The sequence below is a fragment of the Castellaniella sp. genome (assembly GCF_049673105.1).
Taxonomy (GTDB): Bacteria; Pseudomonadota; Gammaproteobacteria; order Burkholderiales; family Burkholderiaceae_B; genus Castellaniella.
On sequence record NZ_JBATXG010000022.1, the window covers coordinates 29,157 to 45,674 of the forward strand.

Annotated in this window: 11 protein-coding genes; 3 read left to right on the plus strand and 8 right to left on the minus strand. The window is 65.5% G+C overall.

The features are described 5' to 3' along the window. The first annotated feature begins 25 nt into the window (after positions 1-25). Together WBF69_RS08855 and WBF69_RS08860 are read left to right on the plus strand one after the other, a co-directional pair. Positions 26-1,255 (plus strand): YbfB/YjiJ family MFS transporter, encoded by a 1,230-nt coding sequence (locus WBF69_RS08855; RefSeq protein ID WP_424263305.1) that lies wholly within the window; start codon positions 26-28, stop codon positions 1,253-1,255. Beyond that, complete coding sequence (locus WBF69_RS08860) at positions 1,252-1,983, plus strand: alpha/beta fold hydrolase (protein WP_424263307.1); 732 nt, start codon at positions 1,252-1,254, stop codon at positions 1,981-1,983. The genes WBF69_RS08855 and WBF69_RS08860 overlap by 4 nt, the downstream gene beginning before the upstream one ends. Before the next feature lie 50 nt (positions 1,984-2,033). On the opposite strand, the gene guaB is transcribed toward WBF69_RS08860, so the two are convergent. Next, positions 2,034-3,494: an IMP dehydrogenase gene (gene guaB, locus WBF69_RS08865; protein ID WP_424263309.1), complete on the minus strand. Its 1,461-nt coding sequence runs from the start codon at positions 3,492-3,494 to the stop codon at positions 2,034-2,036. 188 nt (positions 3,495-3,682) lie between these two features. Between guaB and WBF69_RS08870 the strand changes: the two genes are divergently transcribed. Next, positions 3,683-6,019, plus strand: a complete 2,337-nt coding sequence (locus tag WBF69_RS08870; protein ID WP_424263311.1) for an acyl-CoA dehydrogenase — start codon at positions 3,683-3,685, stop codon at positions 6,017-6,019. Here WBF69_RS08870 and purL read toward each other — a convergent pair whose 3' ends face one another. The 7 genes from purL to WBF69_RS08905 form a co-directional block, all read right to left on the minus strand. After that, positions 6,020-10,066, minus strand: coding sequence for a phosphoribosylformylglycinamidine synthase (gene purL, locus WBF69_RS08875; protein ID WP_424263313.1), 4,047 nt, complete (start codon positions 10,064-10,066; stop codon positions 6,020-6,022). It lies immediately after the preceding gene. Between the two features lie 151 nt (positions 10,067-10,217). Further along, positions 10,218-10,778, minus strand: coding sequence for a transcription elongation factor GreB (gene greB / locus WBF69_RS08880; protein ID WP_424263315.1), 561 nt, complete (start codon positions 10,776-10,778; stop codon positions 10,218-10,220). Between the two features lie 15 nt (positions 10,779-10,793). Beyond that, the gene (locus WBF69_RS08885) at positions 10,794-11,624 is read right to left on the minus strand and encodes a PHP domain-containing protein (RefSeq protein WP_424263317.1); all 831 of its coding nucleotides are present in this window, start codon (positions 11,622-11,624) and stop codon (positions 10,794-10,796) included. 46 nt (positions 11,625-11,670) lie between these two features. After that, positions 11,671-12,609: an alpha/beta fold hydrolase gene (locus tag WBF69_RS08890; RefSeq protein ID WP_424263319.1), complete on the minus strand. Its 939-nt coding sequence runs from the start codon at positions 12,607-12,609 to the stop codon at positions 11,671-11,673. 106 nt (positions 12,610-12,715) lie between these two features. Next, positions 12,716-14,128: a dihydrolipoyl dehydrogenase gene (gene lpdA / locus WBF69_RS08895; RefSeq protein ID WP_424263321.1), complete on the minus strand. Its 1,413-nt coding sequence runs from the start codon at positions 14,126-14,128 to the stop codon at positions 12,716-12,718. A gap of 5 nt (positions 14,129-14,133) precedes the next feature. Then, a complete protein-coding gene (locus tag WBF69_RS08900; protein ID WP_424263323.1) occupies positions 14,134-15,480 on the minus strand; it encodes a dihydrolipoamide acetyltransferase family protein in 1,347 nt (448 codons plus the stop codon). Beyond that, positions 15,481-16,518, minus strand: a complete 1,038-nt coding sequence (locus WBF69_RS08905; protein ID WP_424263325.1) for an alpha-ketoacid dehydrogenase subunit beta — start codon at positions 16,516-16,518, stop codon at positions 15,481-15,483.

Sequence of the window (16,518 nt, forward strand, 5' to 3'; positions counted from 1 at the left end):
GGGTCTGCTGCCAACAATCCCATCCATGGCCATCCTCCGCATACTCACTCTTCCCCTGCCCTTGGCCGGGCTGCTGGCCCTGGCGGTCGCCATGGGCATCGGTCGCTTCGCTTTTACGCCGGTGCTGCCCATGATGCAGGCTGATCTGGGCTTGACGCTGGCCCAAGGCGGCTGGCTGGCCAGCGCCAATTATCTGGGCTATCTGCTGGGCGCCTTGCTGGTGACGCACATGAGCTGGCCGCCCGCCACGCTGCTGCGCCGGGGCCTGTGGCTGGTCGTGCTGATGACCGCTGCGATGGGGCTGGACACACACTGGGCCGGCTGGCTGATCTGGCGGCTGCTGGCCGGAGTAGCCAGCGCCTGGGTGCTGATCGGCACCGCGTCGCTGTGTATCGCCCGTCTGAACGCCCAAGGCCAGGAAAGGCACAGCGGCATCGTCTTCGCCGGCGTGGGTTGCGGAATCATGTTCGCGGGGCTGGCCTGTATGGGATTGACACTGCTGGGGACGACGGCCTCGCAGGCCTGGCTGTGGCTGGCTGCGGCGGCCTTGCTGGGCCTGATGGGGGCCTCCATGCTGTGGACGACGCCCGAACCCTGCCAATCTGCAGCCGCCCCTATCCCACCCGGCACGGACGACACCCCGACTCCGAATCCCCCCGTCCCCGCTGCTGACACCCCCCCAGACCAGGGACCGACACCGCTGCACTGGGGACTGATCCTGTGCTACGGCGTGTATGGCTTCGGCTATATCCTGCCGGCTACGTTTCTACCTGCTCAGGCTCGCCTGCTGGTGCCCGACCCCTGGCTGTTCAGCCTGGCCTGGCCGGTCTTCGGGCTGGCCGGAGCCGTCTCCACCTTGATCGCCAGCCGCTTGGCGCAGCGATTCAGCCGCCCACAGGTCTGGGCAGGCGCCCAGGTCGTGATGGCCATCGGCGTCCTGATGCCGGCCATCTGGCACGCCCTGCCGGCGATCTTGATCGCCGCCGCCTGCGTCGGCAGCACCTTCATGGTGATCACCATGGTCGGCCTGCAGGAAGCCCAGGCTACCGTCGGCCCCCCCGCAGCCAAACGGCAAATGGCGGCCATGACGGCATCCTTCGCACTGGGACAGCTGATCGGACCGCTGTTTTTCAGCCTCACACACGCCTGGTTCAACGCACCGCTGGAATTCGCCCTGGTGCTGGGCGCATTAGGCCTGCTGGGCGGCGCGGCGCCTATCCTGCGCTTGCAGAAACAGACGGGGGTTTCCACATGACCGCACCACAGACGTATGTCCTGGTCCACGGCGCCTGGCACGGCGGCTGGTGCTGGTCCGTCGTCGCCGACCAGCTGCGCCATGCAGGCCATCAGGTATACACCCCCACCTCGCCGGGCCTGGCCGAGCGCAGCGACATGCTCAGCCCGGCCATCACGCTCAGCGCTTTCATCCAGGATCTGTGCGACCTGCTGGCCCGGCATGACCTGCGCGACATCATTCTGGTGGGTCATAGCTTTGGCGGGCTGGTGATATCCGGCGCCGCCGACCGCCTGCCCGAACGCATCCAGCACCTGGTCTATCTGGATGCTTTTCTGCTGCCGCCGGGAAAATCAACATTCGATACGCTGCCCGAGACGACAGTCGAGCGATTGGAACTCAGCGCCGCCCGTAGCGGCGGCATCCCCCCGCTTCGGCCAGACAGCCTGGGACTCACCACGGCGGCGGACATTGCGTACGTGCAAGCGCGATTGACGCCCCAACCGATCGGCACCTACCGCGAAGCGCTGCACCTGAATCACCCACTAGGCAACAACCTGCCGGCGACCTATTTGCGCTGCACAGGGACACCCTTTCAAGCGGTTGGGCAAGGCTACGAATGGGCGCGCGCGCAGTATGGATCCCGCTGGCGCTGGCGCGACCTGGCCTGCGGTCATGACGCCATGATCAGCGACCCGGATCTGGTGGTTGAAGCCTTGCTGGACGCAGGCGCCGCCCCCCTTGAATAAACAACGCCCGCCAAAATAAGGCGGGCGCTGTGTCCAACCAAGGCCTGATATCAATCGGCCCGGTAGTTGGGGGCTTCTTTGGTGATCTGCACGTCGTGGACATGGGATTCGCGCACCCCGGCTGCCGTGATCTCGACGAATTCAGCCTGAGCATGCAGATCGGCGATCGTGGCGCAGCCGCAATAGCCCATCGAGGCCCGGATGCCGCCTACCAGCTGATAGATGATGGCGATGACGCTGCCCTTGTAGGGCACACGCGCCTCGATGCCTTCGGGCACCAGCTTGTCGACGTTGTTGTTCGGATCCTGGAAATAGCGATCCGCCGAACCATCGGCCATGGCGCCCAGGCTGCCCATGCCCCGGTACGATTTGTAGGACCGTCCCTGGAACAGGACGACCTCGCCGGGGGCTTCTTCGGTGCCGGCGAACATGCCGCCCATCATGCAGGTGGATGCGCCTGCGGCCAAGGCCTTGGACACGTCGCCGGAATAGCGGATGCCGCCATCGGCGATCAGCGGCACGCCCGTGCCTTCCAGGGCCTGAGCAACGTCGGCGATGGCCGTGATCTGCGGCACGCCGACACCGGCCACGATGCGGGTGGTGCAGATGGAACCCGGCCCGATGCCGACCTTGACGGCGTCGGCGCCAGCCTCGACCAGAGCACGAGCCGCCGCTGCCGTGGCGATGTTGCCGCCCACCACCTGGATGTTCGGATAGTGTTTTTTGACCCAGCGCACACGGTCGATGACGCCTGCCGAATGGCCGTGCGCGGTATCGACCACGATGACGTCGACCCCGGCAGCCGCCAGTTTTTCGACGCGTTCATCGGTGCCCTCGCCCACACCCACCGCCGCGCCCACGCGCAGTTGGCCCTGGGCGTCTTTGCTGGCCAGGGGATGCTCGGTATTTTTGACGATGTCCTTGACCGTGGCCAGGCCGCGCAGCTGGAATTTTTCATTGACGATCAGCACACGTTCCAGACGGTGCTTGTGCATCAAGGCCTGAGCTTCTTCCAGGGTGGCGCCCTCGCGCAGCGTGACCAGACGATCCTGGGGCGTCATGATTTCGCGCAGCGACACATCCAGGCGGTCTTCAAATCGCAGATCGCGGTTGGTGACGATGCCCACCAGCTTGCCGCTTTCGACCACCGGCAGGCCGGAGATGCCGTGCAGGCGCTGCAGTTCGATGACGTCGCGGACCTTCATCGTGGGAGTCACGGTGATGGGATCGATGACGATGCCGAATTCGTGGCGTTTCACGCGAGCGACCTCGCGGGCCTGCTCGTCGGCGCCCAGATTCTTATGGATGATGCCGATGCCGCCTTCCTGAGCCATGGCGATGGCCAGGCGGGATTCGGTCACGGTGTCCATCGCGGCGGAAACCAGGGGGATGTTCAACTGGATGCCACGCGTCAGCTGCGTGGTCAGGCGCGTGTCGCGCGGCAGAACCTGGGAAAAGGCAGGAATCAGGAGAACGTCGTCGAAGGTGAGCGCTTTTTTGATCAGACGCATAGACTGTATAGACTCCGGGCAAAGCAGGATTATACGCCGTAGGGGCCTACGGATAAACCCCTAGACAATATCGGCAAGCGCCTGGCCGCAGCGCAGGAACCAGGGCACAGGCCCGCATTGACCGCAATCCTCAAGCGGTATCATGTTCTGAACGTCTGAACACGAAAACCCGAACCTGGAGTCGCGTCATGACTGTCGTGCTGCTTCTGATCATCCTCATCCTGATTGCGCTGGCTTGCGTGCTGACGCGGCGGGACTGGCGCCTGAGATTTCTCAGCCGGCCCTTGTACCGGTTGTTCCGGCGCATCCTGCCCCGCATGTCGGACACCGAACGCGAGGCCCTGGAGGCCGGCACGGTCTGGTGGGACGGCGACCTCTTTTCCGGACGGCCCAGCGCCCGCGCCCTGCATGCCATCCCTGCGCCCCGGCTGTCGGACGAAGAACAGTCCTTTCTGGATCACGAAGTCGAAACGCTGTGCGCCCTGGTGCGCGACTGGCAGGTCACGCGCCAGGACCTGGACCTGCCTGCCGAGGCCTGGGACTACATCAAGACGCACCGTTTCTTCGGCATGATCATCCCAAAGCAATACGGCGGGCTGGAGTTCTCCGCCAGCGCCCATTCAGCGGTCGTGACCCGCCTGGCATCGCGCAATTCCGCACTGTCGGTCACCGTCATGGTGCCCAATTCCCTGGGGCCTGCAGAATTGCTGCTGCACTACGGCACGGAAGAACAGAAAAATCACTACCTGCCCCGCCTGGCGCGCGGCGAAGAGATCCCTGCCTTCGGCCTGACCAGCCCCTGGGCCGGATCGGACGCCGCCGCCATCCCGGATCACGGCATCGTCTGCAAAGAACTGTGGCAAGGCCGGGAAACCCTGGGCATGCGCGTCACCTGGGACAAGCGCTACATCACGCTGGGGCCGGTCTGCACGGTGCTGGGCCTGGCGTTCCGGCTCTATGACCCGGACGGGCTGCTGGGCGATGAACCCGACATCGGCATCACCTGCGCCCTGGTGCCGCGCGACCACCCCGGCGTCGAGATCGGTCGGCGCCATTTTCCGCTGGACGCCATGTTCATGAACGGCCCCACACAAGGGCGCGACGTCTTCATGCCGCTGGACTTCATCATCGGCGGCCCGGAACGCGCAGGCCAGGGCTGGCGCATGTTGATGGAATGCCTGGCAGCCGGGCGCTCGATCTCGCTGCCCGCATCCTATGCCGGCATGGCGCAACTGACGGCCCGGACGGTCGGCGCCTACAGCGCGGTCCGTGATCAGTTCCGCACCCGCATCCATCATTTCGAAGGCGTCATCGAACCGCTGGCCCGCATCGGCGCGAACACCTATCTGATGGACGCCGTGCGTTCCATGACCGCAGGCGCAGTCGATCTGGGCGAGAAGCCCGCCGTCCTGTCGGCCATCGCCAAATATCACATCACGGAACGCGGGCGGGACGTGGTCAACGACGGCATGGACATTCTCGGCGGCAAGGGCATCATCCTGGGACCACAGAACTTTCTGGGGCGGGCCTACCAGCAGATTCCCGTGGGCATCACCGTCGAAGGCGCCAACATCTTGACGCGCAGCCTGATCATCTTCGGCCAGGGCGCCATCCGCTGCCACCCCTTCGTGCTGGCGGAAATGCGGGCGGCGCAGGCCAGCGACCCGGAACAGGGGCTGGCGGATTTCGACACGGCGTTCTGGGGGCACATGCGCCATACCGCAGGCAATAAAATGCGCGCGATCTGGCACGGCTGGACCGGCGCCCTGCTGGCCCGCCCCGACACCGGCGTCGATCCCGGCATGGCGCGCTACTACCGGCAACTGACACGATTTTCCGCCGCCTTCGCTACCCTGGCGGATGTTGCCATGCTGGTGCTGGGCGGATCGCTGAAGCGCCGTGAATCCCTGTCCGCCCGCCTGGGCGACGTGCTGTCGCAGCTCTACCTGGTTTCCGCGACGCTCAAGCGCTTCCAGGATGAAGGCCGCCAGACCGCCGATGCGCCGCTGGCGCACTGGGCCATCCAGGATGCGTTCTGCCGGGCGCAGGACGCCATCGACGGGGTGCTGCGCAATTTCCCCAACCGTTTCCTGGCCTGCACGCTGAAAGTGCTGCTGTTCCCCTGGGGCCGCAGCTTCTCGCCGCCCTCGGACGCGCTGTCCGCCGCCGTGGCGGATGCGCTCTGCGCGCCAGGCCCCGCCCGAGATCGCCTGACCCGACTGGTCCACGTGCCCACGGATCTGGAAGATCCCATAGGCGTCCTGGAAGCCGCGCTGCAGGCCGTGCTGGACACGCAATCGCTGGACGCCCGCGTACGCGCATTCGAAAAATCGGGGCAGATCCCCGCCGCCGATCCGCGCGCCAACGTGCGCGACATCGCCGAGGCCGTTCATGCCGCAGGCGGGCTGACGGACGAGGAATACGAACGTCTGCGCGAACGCAACGCCCTGCGCGACCGGGTGATTGCCGTGGACGATTTCGCCCCCGACTTCCAGGGGCCGTCGGGAGCACAGGCACGGGGTTGATCAGTCGAGGAAAACCCGGGCGTTGCGGAACATCCGCATCCAGGGGGTGTAGCCGCCGTGCACCGTGTCATCCCCGCCCTGATCCGCCGCGCCCCAACGGGCTGGACGCCAGGACATGGCGACGTTGCGCGTGACCCGTTCCGGGTGCGGCATCATGGCGGTGAAGCGGCCATCCGCCGTGGTGACGGCGGTCAGGCCATCGGGACTGCCGTTGGGATTGGCCGGATACGCCTGGGTACGCACCCCGCGATTGTCCACAAAGGCCGCCGCCGCCAGCGCTTGCCTGGCATCGCCCTGGCGGCTGAAATCGGCGTAGCCCTCGCCATGCGCCACGGCGATGGGCACTTGCGCCCCGGCCATGCCGGCAAAGAACAAGGACGGTGAATCCAGAATTTCCACCAGCGACAGCCGCGCCTCGTATTTTTCCGAGATGTTGCGGGTGAAACGCGGCCAGTGCTGCGCGCCCGGAATCATATCGGCCAGAGCGGCCAGCATCTGGCAGCCGTTGCAGACACCCAGGGCAAAGATGTCCGGGCGCGCAAAGAACCCGCCGAACTGATCGGACAAGGCCGCATTGAAACGAATGGTGCGCGCCCAGCCCTCGCCTGCGCCCAGCACGTCGCCGTAGCTGAAACCGCCCACCGCGATCAGGCCCTGCATATCGTCCAGGCGGATGCGCCCGGTCAGCAGGTCGGTCATGTGCACGTCCACGGACTGGAAGCCGGCCACGTCGAAGGCCCAGGCCATTTCCACCTGGCTGTTGCAGCCCTGTTCGCGCAGGATGGCGACCCGAGGACGCACGCCGCTGGCGATGAACGGCGCCGCCACGTCTTGCTGCGGATCAAAGCCGACTGTCGGCGTCAGCCCCGGATTGTCCACGTCCAGCCAGGTGTCATATTCCGCCTGAGCGCAATCGGGGTGATCACGCCGCGCCATGATGCGGCGGGTGGTCTCGCTCCAGATCTGCCCCAGTTCGGACAAGGGCCGGTGATACAGAATGGCGCCGTCGCGGAACACCTGCAGTTCCTGTCTGGTGTTCAACATGCCCACGACCTGCGTGATGGCCGCCAGACCGGCCTGGCGCAGGAACTGCAGGATCTCGTCGCGATGGGCGCGAGGCACTTGCAGCAGCCAGCCGGCTTCTTCGTTGAAGAGCGCCGTCAGATTGTGTTCGTGATGCAGGACCGCGACCTGATCGTTGCGGATCTTGTAGTCGCCGGCGTCGGCGGTGTGCGGGTCGATGGTCAGCATGTCCAGATTCAAGGACACTCCCACGTGACCGGCAAAGGCCATTTCCGCGGCGGCGGCCAGCAGCCCGCCATCGGAACGATCGTGGCAGGCCAGCACCCAGCCGCGCGCCACCAGTTCACGCACCGTCAGAAAGGCGGTGCGCAGCAGACTGCCGTCCTGCATGTCGGGGGTTTCAGCGCCCATGCCGCCATAGACCTGACCCAGGACGGAACCGCCCATGCGCTGACGGCCTTCGCCCAGATCGATCAGCAGCAACACGGAATCGCCCGCATCGGTGCGCAGCTGCGGGGTAACCGTGGCGCGCACGTCCGCCACCGGCGCAAACGCCGTGACGACCAGCGACACCGGGGACACGACCTGCTGATCACCGGCATCGTCCTGCCAGGCGGTGCGCATGGACAGGGAATCCTTGCCCACCGGAATCGACAGGCCCAGGGTCTGGCACCAGTCGCTGACGGCTGCCACGGTATCGAACAAGGCCGCATCCTGGCCCGGCGCGCCGCAGGCCGCCATCCAGTTGGCGGATAGTTTGATGTCTTCCAGGCGGGCCACTCCGGCGGCGACCAGGTTGGTCAGGGCTTCCGTCACCGCCATGCGACCGGAAGCCGCCGGATTGATCACGGCGATGGGGCTGCGTTCGCCCAGGGCCATGGCCTCGCCGGCCACGCCTTCGTAGTCGCGCAGAGTGACGGCGCAATCGGCGACAGGGATCTGCCACGGACCGACCATCTGATCGCGGGCCGTCAGGCCGCCCACCGTGCGATCGCCGATGGTGATCAAGAAAGATTTGCTGGCCACCGTCGGATGGCGCAGCACGCGTTCCACCGCATCGGGCAGTTCAACACCGGACAGATCCAGCGGCTGGCTGGCGACCGTTGAACGGGTCGCTTCGCGCTGCATGCGCGGCGGTTTGCCCAGGATCACGTCCACCGGCACATCCACGGGCCGCAGGCTGGTGGCGGGCAGCTCGCCTTCCGGGCGATCCAGGCCGGGCAGGCCCTCGCCCAGGGTCACACGCAGGCGGCGTTCTTCCGTGGCGATACCCACGACCGCATAGGGACAGCGCTCGCGATCCGCGATCCGGGCGAAACGATCCAGATCCGCCGGCAGCACGGCCAGCACATAGCGCTCCTGAGATTCGTTGCTCCAGATTTCAGCGGGCGACAGACCGGATTCTTCCAGCTGCACGCGCTGCAATTCGAATTCAGCCCCCCGCCCGGCGTCATTGACCAGCTCGGGGAAAGCATTGGACAGGCCGCCCGCGCCCACGTCGTGAATGGCCAGGATGGGGTTGTCGCCCCCCTGCTGCCAGCAGCGGTCGATGACTTCCTGGGCGCGGCGCTGCATTTCCGGATTGCCGCGCTGCACGGAATCGAAATCCAGGTCGGCCTGATTGGTGCCGGCGCCCATGCTGGACGCGGCGCCGCCGCCCATGCCGATGCGCATGCCCGGCCCGCCCAGCTGCACCAGCAAGGCGCCGGGAGGCAAGGGGTCCTTGTGCGTCAGCCGGGCATCGATCTGCCCCAGGCCGCCGGCCAGCATGATGGGCTTGTGATACCCCCAGCGCACGCCGTCCACGGTCTGCTCGAAACTGCGGAAATACCCCAGCAGGTTCGGGCGCCCGAATTCATTGTTGAACGCCGCCCCGCCGATGGGGCCTTCGATCATGATGTCCAGCGGCGTGGCGATGCGCTCCGGCGCGCTGGCCGGGCCTTCCCAGGGTTCGACGGCACCGTCCACCCGCAGGTTGGACACCGTGAACCCCGTCAGACCGGCCTTGGGTTTGGAGCCGCGTCCCGTGGCGCCCTCGTCGCGGATTTCGCCGCCCGCGCCCGTCGCCGCACCGGGAAACGGCGCAATGGCGGTGGGATGGTTGTGGGTTTCGACCTTCATCAGGACATGCGCCGTGATGTCGTGACGGCGATAGGCGGTGTCCTGCGCACTGCCGGCATGAAACACCGATGCCGGACCGCCTTCCATGACGGCGGCATTGTCGGAATACGCCACCACCGTGCCTTCGGGCTGGGCCGCATGCGTGGCGCGGATCATGTCGAACAGCGTCTGCGGCTGCGCCTGACCGTCCAGCGACCAGTGCGCATTGAAAATTTTATGGCGACAGTGTTCGCTATTGGCCTGGGCGAACATCATGAGTTCGACGTCGGTGGGATCGCGCCCCAAGTCGCGATAGGCCCGCAGCAAATAGTCGATTTCATCTGCCGACAACGCCAGACCCAGGCGGGCATTGCAGTCATCCAGGGCCGCGCGGCCCTGAGCCATGACGGGCACCGCCTGCACCGGCTGGCCGTCCACCGGGGCGAACAGGGCCTGGCCATCGAAATCGGCGGGAACGACGGTTTCCGTCATGCGGTCATGCAGGCAGGCGGCGATGGCCTGGATCTGGGCGTCGGTCAGTTTTTGCGTACCCAGCAGACTGCGTTCGGGCTGGATGGCGTAGCGCAATCCGCGTTCGATGCGATGCACCTGCGGCAGACCGCAATGTCGGGCGATGTCGGTTGCTTTACTGGCCCAGGGGGAAATCGTGCCCAGGCGCGGCACCACCAGAAATTCCACCGCATGGCGACCGGTTTGCCAGGATTCCCGGCGGCCGTCGTCCAGCAAGGCGTCCAGCCGCGCCTGATCGGCTTCGGACAAGGCCTCGTCGACCCCGACGAAATAGCAGGCCTGAGCCGTCACCGCCGCGACCGGCAAACCCAGATCCGTCAGGGTGCGCAGCAGGCGCTGCCGGCGAAAATCGGACAAAGCGGCAGAACCGGAAATGATCAATACTGAGGTCACGACAGAAGGCCCAAGGCAAACAAAAGGAAGAATCCAGCATTTTACCGGGATCGGGCCGACAGCAGGCGGATACCCCCGCCGTCCTCGCGGTAGACCGCCCTGTCTGACCAGAAGGGCGCGGACAGACAAGCCCCACGCCCCGTGTCGCGTGTCAGCCCTGCGCAGACGGGTAGCTGATCGCCAGAATATCCAGCTCTTCGGGTCCTGCCGGGGTGCGCAGGGTCACGGTATCGCCTTCGTGCGATTTGATCAGGGCGCGAGCCACTGGCGACACCCAACTGATGCGCCCACTCAGCGGCTCGGCCTCGTCCACCCCGACAATGGTGACGGTGAATTCCTGACCCTGGCTGTCGCAATATTGCACGGTGGCGCCAAAGAACACCTGATCGCGATTGGGCTGCTGCGAGGGGTCTACGACCTCTGCCGATTCCAGGCGACGGGTCAGAAAGCGGACACGGCGGTCGATTTCCCGCAGACGTTTTTTGCCGTAGATGTAATCGCCGTTTTCCGAACGGTCGCCGTTGGACGCCGCCCAGGACACAGTCTGCACGACCTCGGGGCGCTCGACATTCAGCAGATGCGTCAATTCGGCGCTCAGGGTTCTGTAGCCCGTCGTGGTCATGTAGTTCTTTGTCCCGGACGGCAGCGGCTGGACTTCGGGCAGATCATCGTCGTCATCCCGGTCGGACTCTTTGACGAAGGCTTTGTTCATGATGACTTCCCCACCTCAAATCCAGTCTTGCCAGACCGGAACCAGGCCTTCGGGCAGATCCGGCATGGCGCCCAGATCCACTCTGCCAACGCCGGGCGCATGAAAATCCGAACCGCGCGAGGCCTGAAAACCATAGGCCGCCGCCAGTTTGGCGTACCGCTTGCTTTGCGCCGGCGTATGGGCGCCGGTGATCACTTCCACCCCCTGCCCTCCCAGATCCTTGAAGACCTGAAACAGCGCGTCGTGCTGCTGGGGCGTGTATTTGTAGCGCCCCGGATGCGCGATCACCGCCTTGCCGCCTGCTGCCCGAATCCAGCCCAGCGCCTGTTCCAGGCTGACCCATTGAATCGGAACAAAGGCTCGCTTGCCATCTCCCAGGTAACGATCAAAGGCCTGCTGCAAGGATTTGACGTGTTCCTGTTCCAACAAATGGCGGGCGAAATGCACCCGGCTGATCAGGTCCGGATTATCCACATGGCGCAAGGCGCCTTCAAGGGCATTCGGGATGCCGCAATCGGCCAGGCGATCGGCCATCTGCCCCGCCCGCTCGAAACGACTGCGGCGAATCGCCGCCAGGCCTGCGGATAGATCGCGATTGCCGGGATCAATCTGCAGCCCCAGGATGTGGACGGTTTTTTCGCAGAAGGTGACGGAAATTTCCACGCCGGGAATAAAGCCCAGCCCCAGATCGGAAGCTGCCTGGGCGGCCTCGGCCAAACCGCTGGTCTCATCATGGTCCGACAAAGCCCACCAGTCCACCCCGTTGGCATGCGCCCGCGCAGCCAGTTCCGCAGGCGACAGGACGCCATCGGATTGCCTGGAATGGCTATGTAAATCGATATTCAAAGTCATTCACCAGACTGTACACGACCCCGCTGGATCGTGCCGCCCATCACGGCGCCAGCAAGAATTCCCGCACAGCGGCAACCTGCTCATCGGCACGCAGCGTGGGCGCATGCCCGACCCCCTGGAATTCCACGCAGCGGGCATGGGGGTTGCGGCGAATCATCTGCTGCGCGGTATCCGCCAACAGCAGATCGGACTGCGCGCCCCGCACCACCAGGACCGGCATCGGCAGATGATCCCAGGCCTGCCACAGCAGCGCTTCGGCAGCCGTCATGGCTTCCGGCGTCTGCAGGGCGAAGGGCTGGGCGATGCGCAGATCGTAATGCTTGACCCACTGTCCGTCCTGCTCGTGAAAGACGTGCTCGGTCAACGCGGCCCAGCCAGCCGCATCATGCGGGCCGAAACCTTGGGAAACAGACTGGACGTAATCCACCGCCTGCTGAAACGAGGCAAAGCGCAGATCCTGGCCCACGTAGGCGCCGATGCGCGCCAGGCCATCCAGATTCAGAGCGGGGCCGATATCGTTGAACACCATGCGGCCCCAGGGAATGTCCGGCGCGCCGCCCAGCCCCCAGGCATCTCGCCCAGGGCGCATCAACGGCGATGCCACCGCCGCGCCTGCCAGACCCAGACCGATCAGCCCGCCCATGGACGTGCCCACCCAATCCAGCCGGGCCGGCGCCAGGCGGGCGATCAGCGTCACCATATCGGCCACATACTGCGGCACCACATAGCCTGCCGGATTGATCAGCCAGTCGGACCGCCCACGCCCGACCACATCCGGGCACACCACCCGATAGTCATGCTGCAGCGCCTGGGCCAGCAGGTCGAAATCACGCCCGGTGCGCGTCAGGCCATGCACACACAGCAGCACCCGGTCATTGTCCGGGTCGCCCCATTCCCAGTAGGCCATACGGTGCAGCCCGGCGGGACTGGCGCAGGCGACGGAATCCAGGCGGGGCTCGGTGATCGAAGGGACGGACATGGGCACGGCCTTTGGCTGAAACACGATCTTTTGATTGTAGTCGTCCGGCCAGTATTCGCGCGGCGGTTTGCCCGCGACCATCCGGCGCAGGCAAACCGCCTGCCCGCTATATATGCAACGCCTGCCCCAAGGCCCGCAGGGCCGCTTCCTGGATGGCTTCACCCTGAGTCGGATGCGCATGGATGGTATGGGCGACGTCTTCCAGGCAGGCGCCCATTTCGATGGACTGGCCAAACGCGGCAGCGAATTCAGACACGCCCCGCCCCACAGCCTGCCAGCCCAGGATCAGGTGATTGTCGCGTCGCGCCACCACCCGCACAAAGCCATCCGTGGATTCCAGCGTCATCGCCCGCCCGTTGGCCGCCAGCGGAAAGACGCCCTCGATGACGTCGACGCCGGCTGCAGCAGCCTGCTGCGGCGACAGTCCGGCGGTGACGACTTCCGGGTCTGTGAAGCACACCGCCGGGATGGCGGCGGGCGCGAAGCGCCGGGTCTGACCGGCAATCTGTTCCGCCACACATTCGCCCTGCGCCATGGCGCGATGGGCCAGCATGGGCTCGCCGGTCACGTCGCCGATGGCCCACACGCCGTTCATGGAAGTACGGCAGCGATCATCCACCCGCACGGCCAGACCGTCCATATCCAGCATCAAAGAACTGAGTCCGAAGCCCCGGCTGCGAGGTTTGCGGCCCACCGCCACCAGGATCTGCTGGGCGGCCAGCACCTGTTCTTCGGCCTTGGGCGGCTGGATGCGCAGCCCCTTGCCGTCTTCCGTCAGCCCCAGCACCTGGGTTTGCAAATGCAGCCCCATGCCCAGGGACTTCAGGGATTTGTGCACGGGCTTGACCAGATCCGCGTCATAAGCCGGCAAGATGCGGTCCTGGGACTCGATGACGTCGACCTTGACGCCCAGTTTGCGATAGACCGTGCCCAGTTCCAGCCCGATATATCCGGCGCCAACGATGGCGAGGGATTTGGGCAGTTTTTTGGGTGACAAGGCTTCGGTGGACGAAATCACCGGACCGCCGAAGGGCATAAAGGGCAAAGCCGCCGGCTCGGACCCCGTGGCCAGCAACAGATGTTCGCAGCGGATGCGCTGGGGCGCGCCCGCCTTGCCCTGGGCCACCGGATTCACGTCCACGGTCTTGCCGTCGACGATATGCGCCCAGCCCTGAACGACCGTGACCTTGTGCTTTTTCAGCAGCGCCCCGATGCCGGTCGTCAGTTTTTTGACGATGCCGTTTTTCCAGGCGATGCTGCGCTCCAGATCCAGTTCCGGCGCCTGGGCGCGGATGCCCAAGGGAGAATCCCCGGCATAACCCTGCAGGGCATGGAATTGTTCCGCCACGTGGATCAGCGCCTTGGACGGAATGCAGCCGATGTTCAGGCAGGTGCCGCCCAGGGTGTCGCCTTCGACCAGTACGGTCGGAATGCCCAACTGGCCCGCCCGGATGGCGGCGACATAGCCGCCGGGGCCGCCGCCGATGATCAGCAAGGTGGTAGTGATCGGATTGGACATGCTGCTTACTCCACAAACAGAAGCGCCGGGCATTCCAGATAACGCCGGATGCACTGGATGAACTCGGCGGCGTGCATGCCGTCGACCACGCGATGATCAAAGGACGAGGACAAATTCATGAGCTTGCGCGCCACGACCCGGCCTTCCTGGAAGACCGGGCGCTCGACCACCCGATTGACGCCCACGATGGCGACCTCGGGGTGATTGATCACCGGGGTGGACACGATGCCGCCCAGCGGCCCCAGGCTGGTGATGGTGATGGTGGAGCCCGTCAATTCGTCGCGCGCGGCCTTGCCCTCGCGGGCCGCTTCTGCCAGGCGGGCGATTTCCGCCGCGCAAGACCACAGATCCAGGGTTTCGGCATGACGGACTACCGGCACCATCAGGCCCGAGGGCGTCTGCGCCGCCACGCCCAGATGCACGGCGCCGAACTGCGTCACGACGCCCGCATCATCATCAAACCGCGCATTGATCTGCGGAAATTCCCGCAACGCCAGCACCATCGCCCGCGCCAGGAACGGCAGCAGGGTCAGTTTCCCGCGTTCGGTGCTGTGGCGGGTATTGAGCCGGGCGCGCAGGGATTCCAGTTCCGTGACGTCGATTTCCTCGACATAGGTGAAATGCGGAATGCGTCGTTTGGATTCCTGCATCTTCTGCGCGATCTTGCGGCGCAGGCCGATGACGGGCACGGCGGTTTCTTCGTCGTGGGACTGGTACAAAGACCCCGTGGTCCGCTGCGAGGTATCGTTGCGATCGCGCGCCAGCCAGGCATCCAGGTCCCCCTGGGTGATACGGCCCGCCGGCCCGCTGCCCGGCACATACTGCAGGGTGATGCCCAGATCCCAGGCGCGGCGGCGCACGGCGGGCGAAGCCAGGGGCCGCTGGCCCTCGGGTCGTGCGGGCGCATGCAATGCCGGGGCAGCGGGCGCTTCAACGGCAAGAGCCGGTTCAACGTGAGCGGCGGCCTGTTGCTGGACCGGCGCCGAAGCGGCTGGCTCAAGCGCTGCTTGCGGAGCGGCGGGCGCGGTGGCGCTGGCCGTCGCGGGCTTTGCAGATGCCGGCGCCTGAGTCGGCGCCGCGCGTGTCTTGAACAGGTGTTCGTTGCCCTCGCCTTCGACTTCCAGACGGATCAGTTCCGCCCCCACGGCCATGATCTGACCGACCTGCCCGCCCAACGACACAACCTGTCCGTGGACGGGCGACGGCACCTGCACGGTGGCCTTGTCGGTCATGACGTCGGCCAGGATCTGATCCTCGACCACCGCATCGCCCGCCTTGACGTGCCATTCAACCAGTTCGACTTCTGCGATGCCTTCGCCGATATCCGGCATCTTGATGATGTGAATACCCATTTATGCCTCCCGGAACGCACGTTTGAACGCCTCGGCCACCCGCTTGGGGCCGGGGAAATACGCCCATTCATGGGAATGCGGATACGGCGTATCCCACCCCGTGATGCGCTCGATCGGAGCTTCGAGATGATAGAAACAATGTTCCTGGACCAGCGAGCACAATTCAGCGCCGAAACCGCTGGTGCGCGTGGCCTCGTGCAGCACCACGCAACGCCCGGTCTTGCGCACCGAGGCCAGGATGGTGTCCAGGTCCAGCGGCCACAGGCTGCGCAGGTCGATGATGTCGGCCTCGATGCCGGCTTCCTGGGCGGCGACTTCCGCCACATAGACCATGGTGCCGTAGGTCAGCACGGTCAATTCCCGGCCTTCGCGATAGAGCGCGGCCTTGTCCAGCGGCACGCTGTAATAGCCCTCGGGCACGTTGCCCAACGGGTGCTTGGACCAGGGCACGACCGGCTGGTCGTGATGGCCGTCGAACGGGCCGTTATACAGACGCTTAGGTTCCAGGAAGATGACAGGATCGTCATTTTCGATGGAGCTGATCAGCAGGCCTTTCGCATCGTAGGGGTTGGACGGCATGACGGTGCGCAGGCCGGCCACGTGCGTGAACAGGGCCTCGGGGCTCTGGCTATGGGTCTGCCCGCCGAAAATGCCGCCGCCGCAGGGCATGCGGATGGTCAGGGGCGCGGTATACCCGCCCGCCGAGCGATACCGCATCCGGGCGGCTTCTGAAAAAATCTGATCGGCGGCTGGATAGAAATAGTCGGCGAACTGGATTTCCACCACCGGGCGCAGGCCATAGGCCCCCATGCCGACGGCGGCGGCGACGATGCCGCTTTCGGAAATCGGCGCATCGAACACCCGCGACTGGCCATATTTGGCCTGCAGGCCTTCGGTGCAGCGGAACACACCGCCGAAATACCCCACGTCCTGGCCGAACACGACGACATCGTCATCGCGGTCCAGCATGATGTCCATGGCCGACCGCAAGGCCTGGATCATGGTCATGGGGCGTGTCTTCATCTGGTCTTTTGCCAT